Source organism: Foliimonas ilicis, assembly GCF_039939195.1.
GTDB classification, from domain to species: Bacteria; Pseudomonadota; Alphaproteobacteria; order Rhizobiales; family Rhizobiaceae; genus Foliimonas; species Foliimonas ilicis.
On sequence record NZ_JBDUUH010000002.1, the window covers coordinates 447246 to 465869 of the forward strand.

Genomic DNA, 18624 nt, shown 5'->3' on the forward strand with positions numbered 1-18624 from the left:
GTGCAGGCTTTTTCCCATTGCAACATCAATGTAATGAATCGTGATGTCAGACTTTCCTTCAACGAGCGTCCCCACAACGCTCGCAAAAGGCTGAATTCCGGCTTTTTAATGTTTGCAGAATAGCGTTTTCGCCGGGACAAATACAGTGTCTCCGGCGATATGCCCTGAGTTTCGGGCAGTTGGGCGCGCGTTACGCGGCCGGGTCGATCTCGATCACGATTAATGATGCCCGGTCATGCGGGCGCAGATCGAGGTTTTGGGCGTTTTCCAGAACAATGGCGTCGAAGCGCGACAGTGTTTGCGATTCGACCTCGAGATTGCCTGATGCGCAAAAAATAAGCGTCGTTGATGCGGAAATCGTGAGCGAAGTGTCCCGCTCGATGTCGAGACGGCGGACGGAATGCGTGTAGCGCCTGCGCCTCGTCATCACGTTCAGGTCGGTTACAGTGCCGTCGATCAATGATGAATTGGTGGCGGCATCGGCAGCAAAGAACAGCGGCGCGGAGCTGGTCGTGAGGGTATGTCGTGGCTGTCCCTCGATTGCGAGGATAAGCCCTGCCCCCTCAAGCACCGTCAGTGTTCGATCTATCCCTTCGAACACCGAAAACGGCCCGTCGCTGGCGACCGTCGCCATGCTGATGCGCCAGCCAAAATCGGCCAGCGCAGCATCGGCAGGGAAAACGGCGATTTCCGCCGTCTGTCCCCCGCCGTTTTTCCACGGCATGACTTGATGATCGGCCGCGCGAATTATCCGCATTTACGCGAGCCAGCCCATTGCGATGGCCAGCCACATGATAGGCGCAGTCACCAGAATGCTGAGCGCTGTGCGGATGTACCAGATGACGACCAGATCTTTCATGCTGAGCGGAATGGACGTTGCCAGCACGCAAGGGATGGATGCCGACAGGAACAAAACCTGGCTGACCGAGACAACCGCCGCCATGAATTTCACATCGACGGTGGATTCCGCCAGAAGGATCGCAGGAAGGAACATTTCGGCAAAACCGGAGGCCAACGCCTTTGCGGCAAGCATCGGTTCGGAAAGCTGCGCGATCCAGGTGAACGGGTAAAGCAGCAGGCCGAGCACGTCGAACAGCGGCGTGTATTTGGCTGCAAGCAGGCCAAGCAGACCGACCGCCATGATGCTGGGCAGGATGATCGACGCCATGCGCAGGCCATCGAGGAAGCTGTCACGCAGCATGACCGGCAAAGGCTTTGCGATCGTCGCCTGTTCGACGCCAGCGTCGATTGCCGTCTGGAAGCGGCCACGGCCTTCCGGCAGCGGCTTGTCGCGGTCTTCCGGGTGCTCCATTCCGGCGATCGGCCAAAGCCGCGCGGTGATTGCCGACACGATGAACGTAACCACCAGCGTCGACCAGAAATAAAGATTCCACGAACCCATAAGGTCCAGCGTTCTGGCGACGATGATCATGAAGGTCGCCGAGACGGTGGAGAAGCCCGTCGCGATGATCGCTGCTTCGCGGACGGTGTATTTGCCTTCCTTGAAGACCCTGTCGGTGATGAGCAGCGCCAGCGAATAGCTGCCGACGAAGGAGGCGACCGCGTCGATTGCCGACCAGCCCGGCGTGCGCCAGATAGGCCGCATGACCGGCTGAACAAGAACGCCTGTGAATTCCAGAAGCCCGTAGCCGATCAGGAAAGCCAATGCGAGCGCGCCTATCGGCACGATCAATCCTACCGAAAGCACCAGCTTGTCGAACAGGAACGGCAGCATGTCGGGCGCAAAAAGCAGAGCCGGACCGACCCCAATGAGATACATCGCCGTCAGCACAAGGCCGAGCACGCGAAGCACCGAGAAGACGCGCTCGGTGATGTTCCTGCTCCAGCCGCCATTCACGAAGGGCGCGATCGCGCCATAGGCAATCAACAGACAGACGAAGGCTATCGCGAACGGGCGCGCATAGGTGACAAGCGCTGTCGCTGCATGATCCAGCGGGATGGTGGATTTTCCGCCGATGGTGATCGGCACGAAAAACATGAAAATACCGATCGCGCTATATAATACCAGCCTTATCAGGGCTGGTCCGCGCGGTGCGGTGGCATCGCTTGTAATATCCGACATTGTATCGAAACCTTTACTTTTGTTGCGACCGTCAGCCCAGAATTCCGGGCAGGTTCAGGCCGTGTTCCTTGGCGCAATCGATGGCGATATCGTAGCCCGCATCGGCATGACGCATGACGCCGGTGGCCGGATCGTTCCACAGCACGCGCTCCAGACGGCGCGCCGCGTCATCCGTGCCGTCTGCGACGATGACCATGCCGGAATGCTGCGAGAAGCCCATGCCGACGCCGCCGCCATGATGCAGCGAAACCCATGTCGCGCCCGACGCCGTGTTCAAAAGCGCATTGAGCAGCGGCCAGTCGGACACCGCGTCCGAGCCGTCCTGCATCGCTTCCGTCTCGCGGTTTGGCGAGGCGACCGAGCCAGAATCCAGATGATCGCGGCCGATGACGACCGGAGCCTTCAGCTCACCACTCTTGACCATTTCGTTGAAGGCAAGACCCAGACGATGCCTGTCGCCAAGCCCGACCCAGCAGATGCGCGCCGGAAGACCCTGGAAGTGGATGCGCTCTCTGGCCATGTCCAGCCAGTTGTGCAGATGCGTATTGCCGGGCGTCAGTTCCTTCACCTTGGCGTCGGTCTTGTAGATGTCCTCCGGGTCGCCCGAAAGTGCTGCCCAGCGGAACGGACCGATGCCCCGGCAGAAGAGCGGACGGATATAGGCAGGCACGAAGCCGGGAAAATCGAAGGCGTTTTCGACGCCCTCTTCCTTCGCCATTTGGCGGATGTTGTTGCCGTAATCGACGGTCGGAATGCCCTGTTCGTGGAAATCGAGCATCGCCTTGACCTGAACGGCCATCGAAGCGCGCGCAGCTTTCGCAACCGCCTTGGGGTCGCGCTCGCGCTTTTCTTCCCACTCGGCAACCGTCCAGCCCTGCGGCAGATACCCGTTGACCGGATCATGCGCCGAAGTTTGATCGGTCACGGCGTCCGGCTTCACGCCGCGTTTCACCAGTTCGGGGAAGATGTCGGCAGCGTTGCCGAGCAGCGCCACGGAAATCGCCTTTTTGTCCTTCTTCGCCTGTTCGATGATCGCCAGCGCGTCGTCGAGGTCTTTTGCCTGTACATCGACATAGCCGGTCTTGATGCGCATCTCGATGCGGCTTGGCTGGCATTCGATGGCAAGGCAGGATGCGCCCGCCATGGTGGCTGCCAGCGGCTGCGCGCCGCCCATACCGCCAAGACCGGCGGTCAGAATCCAGCGGCCGGAAAGATCGCCATCAAAATGCTGGCGGCCCATTTCCACGAAGGTTTCGTAGGTGCCCTGAACGATGCCCTGGCTGCCGATGTAAATCCACGAACCGGCCGTCATCTGGCCGTACATCGCCAGGCCCTTCTTATCGAGCTCGTTGAAATGGTCCCAGTTCGCCCAATGCGGCACGAGGTTCGAATTGGCGATCAGCACGCGCGGCGCATCCGCATGGGTGCGGAAAACGCCGACCGGCTTGCCGGACTGAACCAGCAGCGTCTCGTCGTTTTCAAGCGCCCGCAAAGCGCTGACGATACGGTCGTAGCTCTGCCAGTCGCGCGCGGCGCGCCCGATGCCGCCATAGACGACCAGTTCACTCGGCTTTTCGGCAACCATCGGGTCGAGATTGTTCATCAACATGCGCAGCGGCGCTTCGGTCAGCCAGCTTTTGGCCGAAAGCTCCGTACCTGTCGCAGCGCGGATGACGCGCTCATTGTCGATGCGGGTTGGCTTGGTCATGAGTGGATTCCTTTTAAAACGGGAGCTTCGTGGCGCGAAAGAATGGCGCCTTCAAAATTTCCTCACCCCTCGACGCCCGGAAGCGCGACCGCAGACGCCGCGTCGGCGACCTTGCCGGAGCGAACCAGCGCAATCGCCTTTTCCATGTCGGGGTGGAAATGCCGGTCATTGTCGAGATGCGGGACTTGCGCGCGGATCAGCTTGCGCACGGCCTCGAGCGGTGTGCTCGACGCCAGCGGCGCATGAAAATCGCAGCCTTGCGCCGCAGCCAGCAATTCGATGCCGATCACTGCGGTCGCATTCTCGATCATCGGCAAAAGACGGCGCGCGCCGTGGGCGGCCATCGAGACATGATCTTCCTGATTGGCCGATGTCGGGATCGAATCCACGCTTGCCGGATAGGCGCGCTGCTTGTTTTCCGAAACAAGCGCCGCCGCCGTCACCTGCGGGATCATGAAACCGGAATTCAGACCCGGCTTCGGTGTCAGGAACGCAGGCATTCCCGAAAGCGCCGGATCGACCAGCATGGCGATGCGGCGTTCCGACAAAGAGCCGATTTCGCAGACCGCAAGCGCGATTATGTCCGCCGCGAAAGCCACCGGTTCCGCATGGAAATTGCCGCCGGAAAGTGCCGTGCCGTCTTCCGAGAAAATCAGCGGATTGTCGGTGACACCGTTGGCCTCGGTTTCCAAAGTCACTGCTGCCTGCCGCAAAATTGTCAATGCTGCGCCCATCACCTGGGGCTGGCAGCGCAGGCAATACGGGTCCTGCACACGCTCGTCGCCAACCAGATGCGAGGCGCGAATGGCGCTTCCGGCCATGAGCTCGCGCAGCGCGGCTGCGGTTGTGATCTGGCCTTCATGCTTGCGCAGCAGATGAATGCGCGGATCGAACGGCGCATCGGAACCCCGCGCGGCATCCGTCGAAAGCGCGCCAGTGACGAGTGCGGATTTGAAAAGTGTTTCCGCTTCGAACAATGCGGCCAGCGCATAGGCCGTGGAAAACTGCGTGCCGTTGAGCAGCGCCAGACCTTCCTTGGCCCCCAGCGTCACCGGCTTCAACCCGGCCTTGGCCAAACCGTCTTCGGCGGAAAGGCGCTCGCCGCCGAACCAGACTTCGCCGACGCCAATCATCGTCGCCGTCATATGCGAAAGCGGCGCCAGATCGCCCGATGCTCCGACCGAACCTTGTGCAGGCACAACCGGAACCACGCCTTTTACCAGCATGGCCTCAAGCAGATCGACCGTTGTTTCACGAACGCCCGAAGCGCCCTGCGCGAGGCTCGCAAGCTTCAACGCCATCATCAGTCGAACGACCGCAGGCTGCATCGGCTCGCCGACACCGGCTGCATGCGACAGCACGATATTGCGCTGAAGCGTTTCCAGATCAGCCGCGTCGATGCGCACGCTGGCGAGCTTTCCGAAACCCGTATTGATGCCGTAAACCGGCTCGCCTTTAGCGACGATCTTCGCCACGGTTTCAGCGCTTGCACGGATCGCAGGCTTGCAGGACGGATCGAGCGAGGCGTCCGCCCCGCGATAAATTTCGCGCCAGTCGGCGAGTGTTGCGTGACCGGGGTTTAGAACGAGATCAGTCATTGGCTTTCCCCGTAGTAAGTGCCCCCACTCCGTCCCTTCGGGCCACCTCTCCCCCCATACGGGGGAGAGGAAACCAAGCTGGATAAGCGCCGACATTGCGGCAGCCCTTCCTCTCCCCCGGGCAGGGGGAGAGGTGGCCCGTAGGGACGGAGTGGGGGCGACTTAGCGCAACCATCACATCCCCCTCCAAACTCTTTCATGCAGCGGGTTAAAACCCATGCGATAAACAAGCTCGGCCGGGCGCTCGACGTTCCAGATGGCGAGATCGGCGGATTTTCCGGCTTCCAGCGTACCGGTGCGCTCGAGCAGGCCAAGCGCCCGCGCTGCTTCGCGCGTCACGCCGGCAAGGCATTCATCGACGGTCAGACCAAAAAGCGTGGCCGCCATATTCATCGTCAGAAGAAGCGAGGTCAGCGGCGACGTGCCGGGGTTGCTATCCGTTGCAACGGCCATCTTCACGCCATGCTTGCGGAAAAGCTCGATCGGCGGCTTTTTCGTCTCGCGTATGAAGTAGAATGCGCCCGGCAGAATACCGGCAACCGTGCCTGCCTGCGCCATCGCTAGCGCGCCCTCTTCATCCGTATATTCGAGATGGTCTGCCGAAAGTGCGCCGTAGCGGGCGGCAAGGGCGGCACCATGCAAATTCGACAATTGGTCGACATGCAGCTTGACCGGAAGGTTCAGCGCCTTGGCCGCATCGAACAACCGGGCGATTTCATCAGGCGAAAACGCGATGCCTTCGCAGAAACCATCGACCGCATCGGCCAGACCTTCCGCCGCAATCGCGGGCAGCATGTCTTCAACGATGCTGGTGATGAAAGCGGCCTTGTCGCCCTTGGCTTCCGGCGGAAGCGCATGTGCACCGAGAAACGTCGTACACACGGAAATCGCGCGCTCGCGCTCCAACCGGCGCGCGGCCTTCAGCGATTTGCGCTCGCTGTCGACGTCCAGCCCGTAGCCGGATTTGATTTCGATCGTGGTGACGCCTTCGGCGATCAGCGCGTCGAGACGCGGCAGCGTTTCCGCGACCAGACGATCCTCGCTCGCCTCGCGAACGCCCTTTACCGACGAGACGATGCCGCCGCCAGCGCGCGCGATTTCCTCGTAGCTTGCACCGGCAAGCCGAAGCTCGAATTCCTTGGCGCGGTCGCCCGCATAGACAAGATGTGTGTGGCAGTCGATCAGGCCGGGCGTGATCCAGCGGCCTTCGCAGTCGGTTATTTGTGCGTCGCGCATCGATGCGGGCAGATCCTGTTCGGAACCGGCATAAACGATCACGCCGCTTTCAGCGACGATCGCTCCGTTCTCTACGATGCCAATTCCCGGCTGGTCTTCGCGGAGGGTTGCGAGACGGGCATTTCGCCACAAACGCTTGCCATCCGATGCCGCCTTAGGGTCAAACATGCTCATTTTTCGTTCCCCTTAAGAACGGTTTATGTATATACATATGAGAAACAGGCGCAAGTTATTTCCTGATGGAGAAATTGAGTGACGGCGATTTTCGTGGAAAAGGTCCTGCTGCCAAATGGTTGGCATTCCAATGTCCGGCTTGTCTGGGAGGATGGTTTGCTCACCGGCGTCACCCCGAACGCCGCGCCGCAGCCCGGCGACGAGCGCCACGCGATTCTCCTGCCCGGCATGCCAAATCTGCACAGCCACGCATTCCAGCGCGGCATGGCCGGGCTTGCCGAAACCCGCGGCCACTCTGCGGACAGTTTCTGGAGCTGGCGCGATGTAATGTACCGTTTCGCGCTCTCGATGACCCCGGATCAGGCGGAGGCCGTCGCCGCCCAGCTTTACGTCGAAATGCTGGAGGCCGGGTTCACCCGCGTCGGCGAGTTTCATTATCTGCACCATGACCGCGATGGCACACATTATAATAACATTGCAGAAATGGCCGAGCGCATCGCCGCTGCTGCCGGGCACACCGGCATCGGCCTGACCTTGCTGCCGGTGTTTTACGCCCACTCGACATTCGGCGGCGCGGCACCCGGAGACGGCCAGCGCCGCTTCATCAATGATCTGGATTCCTATGCAAAGCTTCTCGAAGGCTGCCGGAATGCAGTGAAATCGCAAAAGACCGCGATTGTCGGCGTCGCGCCGCACAGTCTGCGCGCCGTTTCGCCGGACGAACTTTCGGCGCTGGCAACGCTTTCGCCCGGCACGCCGATCCACATCCACATTGCCGAGCAGGTGAAGGAAGTCGAGGATTGCATCGCGTGGTCCGGTCAGCGCCCCGTCGACTGGCTACTGGCGAATGCGGATGTCAGCGAGCGCTGGTGCCTTATCCATGCGACTCACATGACCAACGCCGAGACGATCGGCATGGCAAAGAGCGGCGCGATTGCCGGGCTTTGCCCGATCACTGAAGCCAATCTCGGTGACGGCACGTTTCAAGGCCCCCTGTTTCGGGAGCAGGGAGGCTTATTCGGCATCGGCTCGGATTCCAACGTCTTGATCGGCCTGCCCGACGAATTGCGCCAATATGAATATTCGCAGCGCCTCGCCCACCGCGCCCGCAACGTTCTGGCCGCACCCGGCCAGTCGAACGGCCGCACGCTGTTCGACGGTGCGCTTGCAGGCGGTGCAGTCGCTCTCGGTGCCGGTCCATCTGAACTCGCGGTTGGCGCGCCTGCCGATTTCGTCTCGCTCAGTGCGGACCACCCTACCCTTACCGGCAAGACCGACGACGCGATCCTCGACGCGTGGATTTTCGCCAATGGCGCGGCAATCGACAGCGTCTGGGTACAGGGCCGAAAACTCGTCAGCGACGGCAAACATATCCATCGCGATAATGTCGCAACGCGATATAAGGCGGCGATGAAGGAATTGAGTTCTGCCTGATGTCGGCCCTGCCGGAAAAATCCACCGAAACGGTTTCGCTCCACCAGCGCATCCTTGCCGACATAAGCGCGCGCATCGTCAACGGCGAATGGAAGCCGGGGCACCGCATTCCTTATGAGCATGAGCTGACGGAAGAATATGGCTGCTCGCGCATGACCGTCAGCAAGGCGCTGTCGGAACTGGCGCGCACCGGCCTGATCGAACGGCGACGGCGCTCAGGCAGTTTCGTACGCCGCCCGCATTCGGAAGCCGCGATTCTCGAAATCAACGACATTCGAGCCGAAGTCGAAGCGCTCGGTCTACCCTATCGCTATCAACTGGATGAAAGATCGCGCCGCAAAAGCACGGCATCCGACAAGATGGTGCTCGGCCTGACCGTGGCTGAGCCGGTTCTGCTTCTTAAAAGCAGGCATTTTGCGGGAAAGCGGCCCTTCTGCCTCGAAGAACGCCTGATCAGCCTCACTTCGGTTCCCGAAGCCAGCGACGAGCCGTTTCGCGAAACCGCATCCGGTCCCTGGCTGGTCAACCGTGTTCCGTGGAGTGCTGCCGAACATCGCATAAGTGCTGCGGCGGCAGACACAGAGACGGCGGCGGCGCTGGAAATCGCAAGCGGCGCGCCGTGCCTTGTTGTAGAGCGACGCACATGGAGTTCGGAAAAACCCGTAACCCATGTGCGCTTTGTCTATTCAGCGGACAGCCACACGCTGGTCGCCCGCTTCACGCCTTGAAGGCGTTCTTGCGCATGTCTTTAATCCCGAAACCGGCATCCATTTTCGGGCGACATTCGTTTTAGATCGCAGCCGTGACGATGATCTCGACCTTGTAGTCAGGCGTCGCGAGCTTGGCTTCGCCGGTGGCGCGGGCTGGCGTGTTCGTGCCGTCCGTCCATGCGTCCCACACGGCGTTCATTTCGGCGAAATCCTTCATGTCGGCCAGCCAGATGATTGCCTGGAGGATCTTCGACTTGTCCGAACCGGCTTCCTTCAGCAACGCATCGACCGAAGCCAGAACGGCCTTCGTCTGGTCGGTGACGCTCGTACCCGGCTCGCCCACCTGCCCTGCAAGATAGACCGTGTTTCCATGGATGACGGCCTGGCTCATGCGCGGTCCGGCTTCAATACGGCGAATGCTCATCTAGTTTTCCTCTCGATAATCAACGGGCCACGTGGCCTGCGCGCCTTATCGTCTGTTCCCGGAAAACTGGCAAGGGTGAGGGGTGCGTCCTTCAAGGCTCGCTCTCCACCACAAAACCATCTTTGCGGTTGACGAATGTAATAATATCACATAACTCGATAATCCAAATTCACCTGCGCAAGATCACCGATGACCGACGCCTGCCTGACATTCAAAGATTTGACGCTTGGCTACAGCAGCCATCCGGCGGTGCATCACCTGACCGGCACCGTCGCGACCGGCTCGCTGACTGCCGTTGTCGGCGCGAATGGCTCTGGCAAATCCACGCTGATGAAGGGCATTGTCGGCGTATTGAAACCGATGTCCGGCGTCTGCCTGACAGGCAATGGCACGCGCATCGCCTACCTTCCCCAGCAATCGGAACTCGATCGCTCCTTCCCGGCGCGCGTCGTCGATCTGGTTTCGATGGGCCTTTGGCCGCGTCGCGGGCTGCTTGGACGCCACACGAAGGAAGACCGCGAAAGCGTCTCGAAAGCGCTGTCCGCCGTCGGCCTCGAAGGTTTCGAAAAACGCCCCATCGACACGCTTTCCGGCGGCCAGTTGCAGCGCACGCTTTTCGCGCGCGTTCTGGTGCAGGATGCCGATCTGATCCTGCTTGATGAGCCTTTCAATGCCGTCGATGCGAAAACGGTCGGCGATCTCATCGCGCTCATCAAGCGCTGGCATGGCGAAAAGCGCACGATCCTCGTCGTCGTTCACGATCTCGAACTGGTGCGCGAGCACTTTCCCGAAACGCTGCTGCTGGCCCGCCAGCCCGTCGCTTGGGGCGAAACACACGAGACGCTTCACGCCGAAAACCTGCTGCGCGCAAGGCGCTTCGACGAGGCATGGCGCGAAAACGCCCCGTGGTGCGGCGAAGACAAACACCCGCACGACCATAGCGCCGAAGGACACGACCATTCCCATTCGGGAAAGGCGGCGTGATGTACGAGTTTCTCATAGCTCCCTTCGTCGAATTCAACTTCATGCAGCGCGCGCTTTTCGGCTCGCTGATGCTGTCGCTCAGCTCCTGCCCCGTCGGCGTATTCCTCATGTTGCGCCGCATGAGCCTTACCGGCGACGCGATGGCCCATGCCATTCTGCCGGGCGCGGCCACAGGCTTCCTGCTCTACGGGCTGCAAATCGTTCCGATGACGATCGGCGGCCTTGCCGCAGGCGTATTGGTGGCGCTTGGCGCCGGTGCGGTATCGCGCTTCACCATCCAGAAAGAAGACGCCTCAATGGCCGCTTTCTATCTGATTTCGCTGGCGCTCGGCGTTCTTATCGTTTCGATGCGCGGCTCCAGCGTCGATCTCATGCATGTCCTTTTCGGCACGGTCCTTGCGCTTAACAACGATGCGCTGTCGCTTATCGCCATGATAACCGGCGTCACGCTTCTGCTGCTGGCGATTTTCTGGCGCGCGCTGATTGCGGAATGTCTCGACCCGCTGTTTTTGCGCTCCGTAAGCCGCCTTGGAACACCTGTGCATTTCGTGTTTCTCGGCCTAGTCGTGCTCAATCTCGTCGGCGGCTTTCAGGCGCTTGGAACGCTTCTCGCGGTTGGCCTCATGATGCTGCCTGCTGCCGGTGCCCGCTTCTGGACCGCGCGCGTCGAGCCGATGTGCCTGCTCGCAATCCTCATCGGTTGCGTGTCCTGCATCGCGGGTCTGCTGCTTTCCTACCACGCCTCCCTGCCCTCCGGCCCGGCGATCATCCTTTCCGCCGGTGTCGTCTACATCGCATCCATGCTTTTCGGCACGCGCGGCATTCTCAATATCCGCGCGCGTCAGCACCGGCACCGCACAGCCTAAACACAAAAGGAATCTCCCAATGTTGAAAGCCTTTCGCCTCGCCGCTCTTTCGACTGTTATAACATTAACCCCCTTCGCTCTGTCCGCAGCGTCGGCTGAAAACATCAAAGTAGTCGCCAGTTTCTCGATTATCGAGGATTTCGCGAAGAATGTCGGCGGCGACCGCATCGACCTGACCACTCTGGTCGGGCCGGATGGCGACGCCCATGTTTATGAGCCGCGCCCGGCCGATGCCGTCGCTCTCTCGAAGGCCGATGTCGTGCTGTCCAACGGCCTCCAGTTCGAAGGCTTTCTTCAGCGTCTGGTCGAAGCCAGCGGCACGAAGGCGAAAATCGTCGAACTGACGAAGGGCGGCGAAGTGCTCAAGAATGAGGAAGACGCCCATGAAAGCGAGGAAGGACACGCGCATGAGGCAGGCCACCATCATCATGGCGAGTTCGATCCTCACGCCTGGCAATCGGTTCACAATGCGGAAGTCTATGTGAAGAACATCGCGGAGGCCTTCTGCGCCGCCGATGCTGCCGGATGCGACACGTACAAAGCCAATGCCGAAGCCTATCAGGCCAAGCTCGAAGCCCTCGACACGGAAATAAAGGCGGCAGTGGCAAGCATTCCCGAAGACAAGCGCGTCATCATCACCTCGCATGATGCGTTCAAATATTTCGAGCATGAATATGGCATCAAGTTCCTCGCGCCCGAAGGCGTCTCGACGGAATCCGAAGCATCCGCCGCCGATGTCGCAGCCCTCATCAAGCAGGTGCGCGAAGATAAGGCATCCGCGATTTTCGTGGAAAACATCACCAATCCGCGCCTCATCGAGCAGATCGCATCCGAAACCGATCTGAAGATTGGCGGCTCGCTCTATTCCGATGCGCTTTCAAAGGCCGACGGTCCGGCCGCGACCTATATCGACATGATGAAACACAACATCGCGACGATTAAAGGCGCCGTTCAGGGAAGTTGATTTCCTCACCGTGAAAGGCGGGACTCCGGTCCCGTTTTTCAGCTCTCGGTAATATACGTTATAAAATAACAATCCATCCATTCGGCTGCACATTTGCAGGCGAAGGCTTTCGCTCGTCCAAAAACTGGAAGGAAAATCATGTCCCATCTCAGAAACACGATCTCGGCACTGGCGCTGCTCGCGTTTTGCGCGCCCGCCGCGGCGGAGGGAAAAAGCGCCTGGCGCCTGTTCGTCGCAGACCATGAAAGTGCAACTGTCCGCGCGATAGATGCAGGCTCCGGCGAAGTGATCGACAGTTTCGAACTCACCGGCCCTTCCCGCCTCTACCGCACCGATAGCGGCAAGACGATCTTCGCCGTTCAGGGCAACAATGATGTCGTGTCCACAATTTCGTCGGGCATCGCCTTCGAAGATCATGGCGACCACGGCGATATAAAGATCGAAGCACCGAAGCTGACGGACGTTACCGTCGCGGGCAAGAAGCCGTCCCATTTCGTCGATCACAATGGCAAGATCGCGCTGTTCTTCGATGGAGAAGGCGTCGTCCGCATCCTGACCGAAACGGCGGCCCTCGAAGGCAAATCCGAAACGCTCGATGTTCACGCCGATGCCCCGCATCACGGCGTGGCGGTCGCCTATGGCAAGCACGTGCTTCTGACCGAGCCGAACAAGGACAGGCCGGACGAATTGCCGATCGGCATTCAGGTGCTGGGTGACGATGGCGAAAAAATCGGCGAGCTCAATGCCTGCCCGGACCTGCACGGCGAAGCCTCGTCGGGCAATATTCTGGCAATCGCCTGCGCAACCGGATTGCTGGTCGTGAAATCAGGCGCTGAAGGCCCTGCGATCGAGCATGTTCCCTACCCCGACACGCTTCCCGAGGGAAAAACGACGACCCTGCTCGGCGGAAAAGGCCTGCAATATTTCCTCGGCAATTACGGACCGAACCGCGTCGTTCTCATCGACCCGACGGAGGGTGCGGAAGGCTTCCGCCTGATCGAGCTGCCGACGCGCCGGGTGCATTTCGCCGTCGATTCCGTGCGTCCGAAATTCGCATACATCTTCACCGAGGACGGTTCGCTCCATCAGTTGGATGTGGTTGGCGGCGAAATCGTCAAATCCGTAAAACTCACCGATCCCTACAGCATGGACGGCCACTGGAACGACCCGCGCCCGCGCATCGCGGTTGCTGGCGATGAAATCTTCGTCACCGATCCGCTGAAGAGCCGCATCCATGTTCTCGATGCCGAAAAATTCGAGCCGGTGCGCGAAGTTGCCGTCGAAGGCAAACCCTTCAACATCGTCGCGGTCGGCGGCTCCGGAGAAGTCCACGAACACGGCCACGATCACAACGATCCGTTTTACAAGGGCTATTTTGAGGACGATCAGGTCAAGGAGCGCGCCCTGTCGGACTGGGCCGGAGATTGGCAGTCGGTCTATTCCTATCTGCAGGACGGAACGCTCGATCCGGTCATGGCGCACAAGGCCGAACACGGAGACAAAAGCGCCGACGAATATCGCGCCTACTACGAAATCGGCTACCGGACCAATGTCGAGCGCATCGAAATCGATGGCGACAGCGTAAAGTTCTTCGAGGGCGGGAAACCGCTTGAGGCCCGCTATGCCAGCGACGGCCATGAAATCCTGACTTACGAGGCGGGCAATCGCGGCGTGCGCTTCATCTTCAAAAAGACCGGGGGTGACGCCGCCGCCCCGCAATACATCCAGTTCAGCGACCACAAGATCGCGCCGGAAAAGGCCGATCACTATCACCTCTACTGGGGCGATGACCGCGCAGGTTTGCTGGAGGAAGTGACGAACTGGCCGACCTACTATGCATCCTCCCTGGATGCGAAGGAGATCGTGCACGAGATGATGGCGCACTGACGGCCTGAATCACCCGCATTGTCCGCCCGGCCATCCAGGGCCGGGCGCTTCTTCCCCGAAACACCAGGAGGCACGCCATGCTAGACACAGCCAAACCCTCAAATCGCCTGCCCGTCACCGTGCTTTCCGGTTTTCTTGGCGCGGGCAAGACCACGCTTCTCAACCATGTTCTCAACAATCGCGAAGGCCGCCGCGTCGCGGTCATCGTCAACGACATGAGCGAGATCAACATCGACGCCGCCTTGATCCGCGATGGCGGCGCGAACCTCTCGCGCACCGAGGAACAATTGGTCGAAATGACCAATGGCTGCATCTGCTGCACTTTGCGCGATGATCTTTTGAACGAGGTTCGCCAGCTTTCCGAGCAAGGCCGGTTCGATTATCTGCTGATCGAATCCACCGGCATTTCCGAACCCCTGCCCGTCGCATCCACCTTCGACTTCCGCGATGAGAACGGCCAGAGCCTTTCCGATGTCGCGCGCCTCGACACGATGGTCACGGTCGTCGATGCCGCAAATCTCCTGAAAAACTACTCCTCGACTGATTTTCTGCGGGACCGTGGCGAAACGGCTGGCGAAGGCGACGAGCGCGCGCTTGTCGATCTTCTGGTCGAGCAGATCGAATTCGCCGACGTCATCATATTGAACAAGATCGACGCCGCCCGCCCCGGCGAGCGCAATATGGCGCAGCGCATCATCCGCTCGTTGAACCCCGACGCGGAAATCATCGAAACCGATTTCGGTCGCGTTTCGCTCGACAAGATACTCGACACCGGGCGCTTCGATTTCGAAAAGGCCGAGCAGCACCCGCTGTGGTTCAAGGAATTGAACGGTTTCAGGGACCACATTCCCGAAACCGAGGAATATGGCATACGCTCCTTCGTCTACCGCGCGCGCCGTCCCTTCGATCCGATGAAATTCCAGACATTCGTCAATCGCGACTGGCCGGGCGTGGTGCGCGCCAAGGGCTTTTTCTGGCTGGCAACCCGCCCGCATCATGTCGGTGAATTCAGTCAGGCAGGCGCTCTGGTCAGGACCGGAAAACGCGGCCTTTGGTGGGCGTCGGTTCCGCGCAATCGCTGGCCCGATCACCCCGAATGGCTGGAGGTGATGAAGCCCTATCTCGATCCCATATGGGGCGACAGGCGGCAGGAACTCGTCTTCATCGGTTGCGACCCGATGAACGAGGTTCGCATTCGCGCCGAACTCGACACATGCCTTGTCGAAGACGATACCTTCGAGCCGGAGCGCTGGCGCGATCTCGAAGACCCGTTCCCGGATTGGCGGCCTGCCAACAACAATTGACCGCAGGGTCATTTCGCCCTACTCGGCTCCTATCTGGCATGCTGGGAGTGAGATATGGCCGAGTACGTGACCGTCCGCCGCGATGGCGAAATCGCAATCGTCACCATCGACAATCCGCCGGTGAATGCGATGAGCTTTCACGTCCGCGAGCCGATATTGGCGCTCCTGCGCGAGCTGGACGGCGATGCGGGCGTCTCGGCCATCGTGATCGCCTGCGCCGGACGGACATTCGTTGCCGGCGCAGACATCACCGAATTCGGCAAGCCGATGCAGCGGCCGGATCTCAGCGACATCATCGCCTTTCTGGAGACGATCAAAAAGCCGACAATCGCTGCAATCCACGGAACAGCGCTCGGCGGCGGACTTGAGCTGGCGCTCGGCTGCCATTTCCGCATCGCGGACGCAGCGGCCAAGCTCGGCCTGCCGGAAGTGAAGCTCGGCATTCTTCCGGGCGGTGGCGGAACCGTTCGTCTGCCGCGCCTCGTCGGGCCGATCAAGGCGCTTGAGATGATCGTGTCCGGCGTACCGATTTCGGCGCAAGATGCGCGTGAAAACGGTCTGGTCGATGCCGTGTTCGAAGATGAGCTTGTGGCAAATGCCGTGCGATTTGCGCGCGAAAAGGTTGAGGCCGGCCTCGATTTTTCGCCGATCCGCGACCGTTCCGATGAAATTCGCGATGCCGATCTCGCAGCTTTCGATGAAAAGGCTGCCGAACTCGCTAAAAAAGCACGCGGTCTGGAAGCGCCGATTGCCTGTGCGGAGGCAGTCCGCAATGCAATCACCCTGCCTTTCGATGAGGCGCTGGCGAAAGAGCGTGCGCTTTTCGAAAAGCTCGTCTCCGGCGAGCAATCGCGCGCCCAGCGTCATCTCTTCTTCGCCGAGCGTGAAGCGGCAAAAATTCCGGGCGTCAGCAAGGATGTAACGCCGCGATCCATCAAGCGCGTCGGCGTCATCGGCGCTGGTACGATGGGCGGCGGCATCGCGATGGCTTTCGCCAATGGCGGTATCCCGGTCACGCTTCTGGAAATGAACGAGGATGCGCTGAAGCGCGGGCTTGGCACGATCGAGAAGAACTACACCGTCTCGGTGTCGCGCGGCTCGCTCAGCGAAGACGCCAAGGCAAAGCGCCTGTCTTTGTTCAAAACCACGACCGATTATGCCGATCTTGGCGATTGCGACCTTATAATCGAAGCCGTTTTTGAGGAAATGGCGGTCAAAAAGGACGTTTTCGCCAAAATCGAGGCCGTTGCGCACGACAAGGCGATCATAGCCACCAACACCTCATATCTCGACGTCAACGAAATCGCGGATTCGACCAGCCGACCGCAGGATGTCGTCGGCCTGCATTTCTTCTCGCCCGCCAACATCATGAAGCTGCTGGAAATCGTGCGCGGAGCAAAGACAGCGCCGGACGTGCTGGCGACTGCCGTAGCGCTTGGCCGCAAAATCGGGAAAATCCCGGTCGTCGTCGGCGTCTGCCACGGCTTCGTCGGCAACCGGATGCTTGGCGCGCGCGGTTCGGAATCCGAAGCGCTGCTGCTCGCAGGCGCGTCACCTGCCGAAGTCGACAAGGTTTTCACGGATTTCGGCTGGCCGATGGGGCCGTTCCAGATGTGGGACCTTGCTGGTCTCGACATTGGCTGGCGCAACAGGAAGGCGCTGGGCAAGACGGCGATCATCGCCGATACGCTTTGCGAGCAAGGTCATTTTGGCCAGAAAACCGGCCGGGGCGTCTATCTCTACCCGGAGGGCTCGCGCAAACCCGTGCCGGACCCGGATGTCGCCCGCCTGATCGAGGAAAAGGCAAAGGTACGCGGCATTGAGCGCCGCAAGATCGACGCGCAGGAAATCACCGAGCGCACGCTCTATCCGATGATCAATGAAGGCACGCGCATTCTCGAAGAAGCTATTGCCGCGCGGCCTTCCGACATCGATATAGTGTGGGTCAACGGATACGGTTTTCCGGTCGGCAAGGGAGGCCCGATGTTCTGGGCTGAGACCGAAGGTCTGGGCAAGATCGTCGAGCGTCTTGAACATTGGCATCGGAAAACCGGAAACGATGTTTTCAAACCGTCCGAACTGTTAAAAAATGCAGTTGCGGAAGGCGTGTCGCTGGCTCACATTCTGGCCAAGAAATAAGAAGGATTTTCGTCATGGAATATCGCCAGATCACCGAAGATTACTCCGTATCCGGCCAGATTCAGCCGCAGGATGTGGCGGATGTGAAGGCCGCAGGCTTCAACAGCGTCATCTGCAATCGCCCGGACGATGAGCAGCCCGGCCAGCCTTCCGCCGACGCGGTGAAGGAAGCAGTCGAGGCAGCAGGGCTTGAGTTCCGCTACATTCCGGTCGTCAGCGGCCAGATCACCAGCGAAAACGTCAACGACATGGGGGCAGCCCTCGACGAACTCAACGGCCCGGTTTTCGCCTATTGCCGCTCCGGCGCACGCTGTACGAACCTTTATGCGCTGGTGCAGCAGAACAAGAACTAGAACGTTTCACGAGGCACCCCCCTCTGCCCTGCCGGGCATCTCCCCCTCAAGGGTGGAGATTGGCTGACACAACTCTCTGCCTTCATTCTCCAACACCAGCGATTGGTACCCCGCGTTCATGACATGGCAATCTCCACCCTTGAGGGGGAGATGGCCGGCAGGCCAGAGGGGGGTGCTGTCCCGCCAGCGTTAAGATGTAGGCACTAAAAACTCCTGATGCGCCCAACCGGGCGCGTCACTTCCGGCGCGGCCTCACGCAAAGGCAGCGCGCCGGTTTCCTTCAATGTCTGCAAAACGATCGCCGTTTTCACATGCTGCACGGATTCATGCGGCAGCAGCACCCCGTTGACGAAATCGGCCAGCGATTTCAGATCGGGCGTCACCACCTTCAAAATGTAATCCATCTCGCCGGTCAGCGCGTGCGCCTCCTGCACTTCCGGCAGCTTTTCCAAGAGATCGGCAAAGCGCTGCGCATTGTCGCGATTATGCGTCGCGAGCGTCACCGAGATCACGTTGACCAGGGGAAAGCCGACCTTGTCGCGGTCAAGGATCGCCCGATAGGCCTTTATGAACCCCTCCTCTTCCAGCCGCTGCCGCCTGCGCGAACATTGCGAGGCCGAGAGGTTCACGCGCTCGGAAAGATCGTTGTTCGTCAGCCGCGCATCCTCCTGCAGGATTGACAATATCTTGCGGTCAAACTTGTCCAGATGCGCGCTTTCCATGATTTTTTCTCCAATCATGCGTATATCACGCATATCTG

At 60.1% G+C, this 18624-nt stretch carries 16 protein-coding genes; 9 read left to right on the forward strand and 7 right to left on the reverse strand.

Annotated elements, in window-relative coordinates:
• Positions 1-190: 190 nt before the first annotated feature.
• The 5 genes from ABFT80_RS07700 to hutI form a co-directional block, all read right to left on the reverse strand.
• Positions 191-757: a HutD/Ves family protein gene (locus ABFT80_RS07700; protein ID WP_347971285.1), complete on the reverse strand. Its 567-nt coding sequence runs from the start codon at positions 755-757 to the stop codon at positions 191-193.
• A complete protein-coding gene (locus ABFT80_RS07705; RefSeq protein WP_347971286.1) occupies positions 758-2083 on the reverse strand; it encodes a YjiH family protein in 1326 nt (441 codons plus the stop codon).
• Between the two features lie 31 nt (positions 2084-2114).
• Positions 2115-3791, reverse strand: coding sequence for a urocanate hydratase (gene hutU, locus ABFT80_RS07710; RefSeq protein ID WP_347971287.1), 1677 nt, complete (start codon positions 3789-3791; stop codon positions 2115-2117).
• 62 nt (positions 3792-3853) lie between these two features.
• Positions 3854-5389, reverse strand: a complete 1536-nt coding sequence (gene hutH, locus ABFT80_RS07715) for a histidine ammonia-lyase (RefSeq protein WP_347971288.1) — start codon at positions 5387-5389, stop codon at positions 3854-3856.
• 174 nt (positions 5390-5563) lie between these two features.
• On the reverse strand, positions 5564-6793 hold the full coding sequence (hutI, locus tag ABFT80_RS07720; protein WP_455189899.1) for an imidazolonepropionase: 1230 nt from the start codon (positions 6791-6793) through the stop codon (positions 5564-5566).
• An 84-nt stretch (positions 6794-6877) separates the two neighbouring features.
• Between hutI and ABFT80_RS07725 the strand changes: the two genes are divergently transcribed.
• A complete protein-coding gene (locus ABFT80_RS07725) occupies positions 6878-8233 on the forward strand; it encodes a formimidoylglutamate deiminase (protein WP_347971290.1) in 1356 nt (451 codons plus the stop codon).
• Positions 8233-8961, forward strand: coding sequence for a histidine utilization repressor (gene hutC, locus ABFT80_RS07730; RefSeq protein ID WP_347971291.1), 729 nt, complete (start codon positions 8233-8235; stop codon positions 8959-8961). Before ABFT80_RS07725 ends, hutC begins: the two co-directional genes overlap by 1 nt.
• 61 nt (positions 8962-9022) lie before the next feature.
• Here the strand turns inward: hutC and ABFT80_RS07735 are convergent, their stop codons facing one another.
• Complete coding sequence (locus ABFT80_RS07735; RefSeq protein ID WP_347971292.1) at positions 9023-9367, reverse strand: RidA family protein; 345 nt, start codon at positions 9365-9367, stop codon at positions 9023-9025.
• A gap of 189 nt (positions 9368-9556) precedes the next feature.
• On the opposite strand from ABFT80_RS07735, the gene aztA reads away from it, so the two are divergent.
• The 7 genes from aztA to ABFT80_RS07775 all read left to right on the forward strand — a co-directional run bounded on the left by aztA (position 9557) and on the right by ABFT80_RS07775 (position 17864).
• Positions 9557-10351 (forward strand): zinc ABC transporter ATP-binding protein AztA, encoded by a 795-nt coding sequence (gene aztA / locus ABFT80_RS07740; RefSeq protein WP_347971293.1) that lies wholly within the window; start codon positions 9557-9559, stop codon positions 10349-10351.
• Positions 10351-11217 carry a zinc ABC transporter permease AztB gene (gene aztB, locus ABFT80_RS07745; protein WP_347971294.1) on the forward strand — a complete coding sequence of 289 codons (867 nt, stop codon included), beginning with the start codon at positions 10351-10353 and terminating at the stop codon, positions 11215-11217. The genes aztA and aztB overlap by 1 nt, the downstream gene beginning before the upstream one ends.
• Positions 11218-11236: 19 nt before the next feature.
• Complete coding sequence (gene aztC, locus ABFT80_RS07750) at positions 11237-12181, forward strand: zinc ABC transporter substrate-binding protein AztC (protein ID WP_347971295.1); 945 nt, start codon at positions 11237-11239, stop codon at positions 12179-12181.
• A 138-nt stretch (positions 12182-12319) separates the two neighbouring features.
• Positions 12320-14068 carry a zinc metallochaperone AztD gene (gene aztD / locus ABFT80_RS07755; protein WP_455189892.1) on the forward strand — a complete coding sequence of 583 codons (1749 nt, stop codon included), beginning with the start codon at positions 12320-12322 and terminating at the stop codon, positions 14066-14068.
• A gap of 77 nt (positions 14069-14145) precedes the next feature.
• Positions 14146-15372: a zinc metallochaperone GTPase ZigA gene (gene zigA / locus ABFT80_RS07765; protein ID WP_347971296.1), complete on the forward strand. Its 1227-nt coding sequence runs from the start codon at positions 14146-14148 to the stop codon at positions 15370-15372.
• Positions 15373-15426: 54 nt separating this feature from the next.
• Positions 15427-17511, forward strand: coding sequence for a 3-hydroxyacyl-CoA dehydrogenase NAD-binding domain-containing protein (locus ABFT80_RS07770; RefSeq protein ID WP_347971297.1), 2085 nt, complete (start codon positions 15427-15429; stop codon positions 17509-17511).
• A 14-nt stretch (positions 17512-17525) separates the two neighbouring features.
• Positions 17526-17864, forward strand: coding sequence for a TIGR01244 family sulfur transferase (locus ABFT80_RS07775; RefSeq protein ID WP_347971298.1), 339 nt, complete (start codon positions 17526-17528; stop codon positions 17862-17864).
• Positions 17865-18067: 203 nt separating this feature from the next.
• On the opposite strand, the gene ABFT80_RS07780 is transcribed toward ABFT80_RS07775, so the two are convergent.
• On the reverse strand, positions 18068-18586 hold the full coding sequence (locus ABFT80_RS07780) for an Lrp/AsnC family transcriptional regulator (RefSeq protein WP_347971299.1): 519 nt from the start codon (positions 18584-18586) through the stop codon (positions 18068-18070).
• Positions 18587-18624 lie beyond the last annotated feature (38 nt).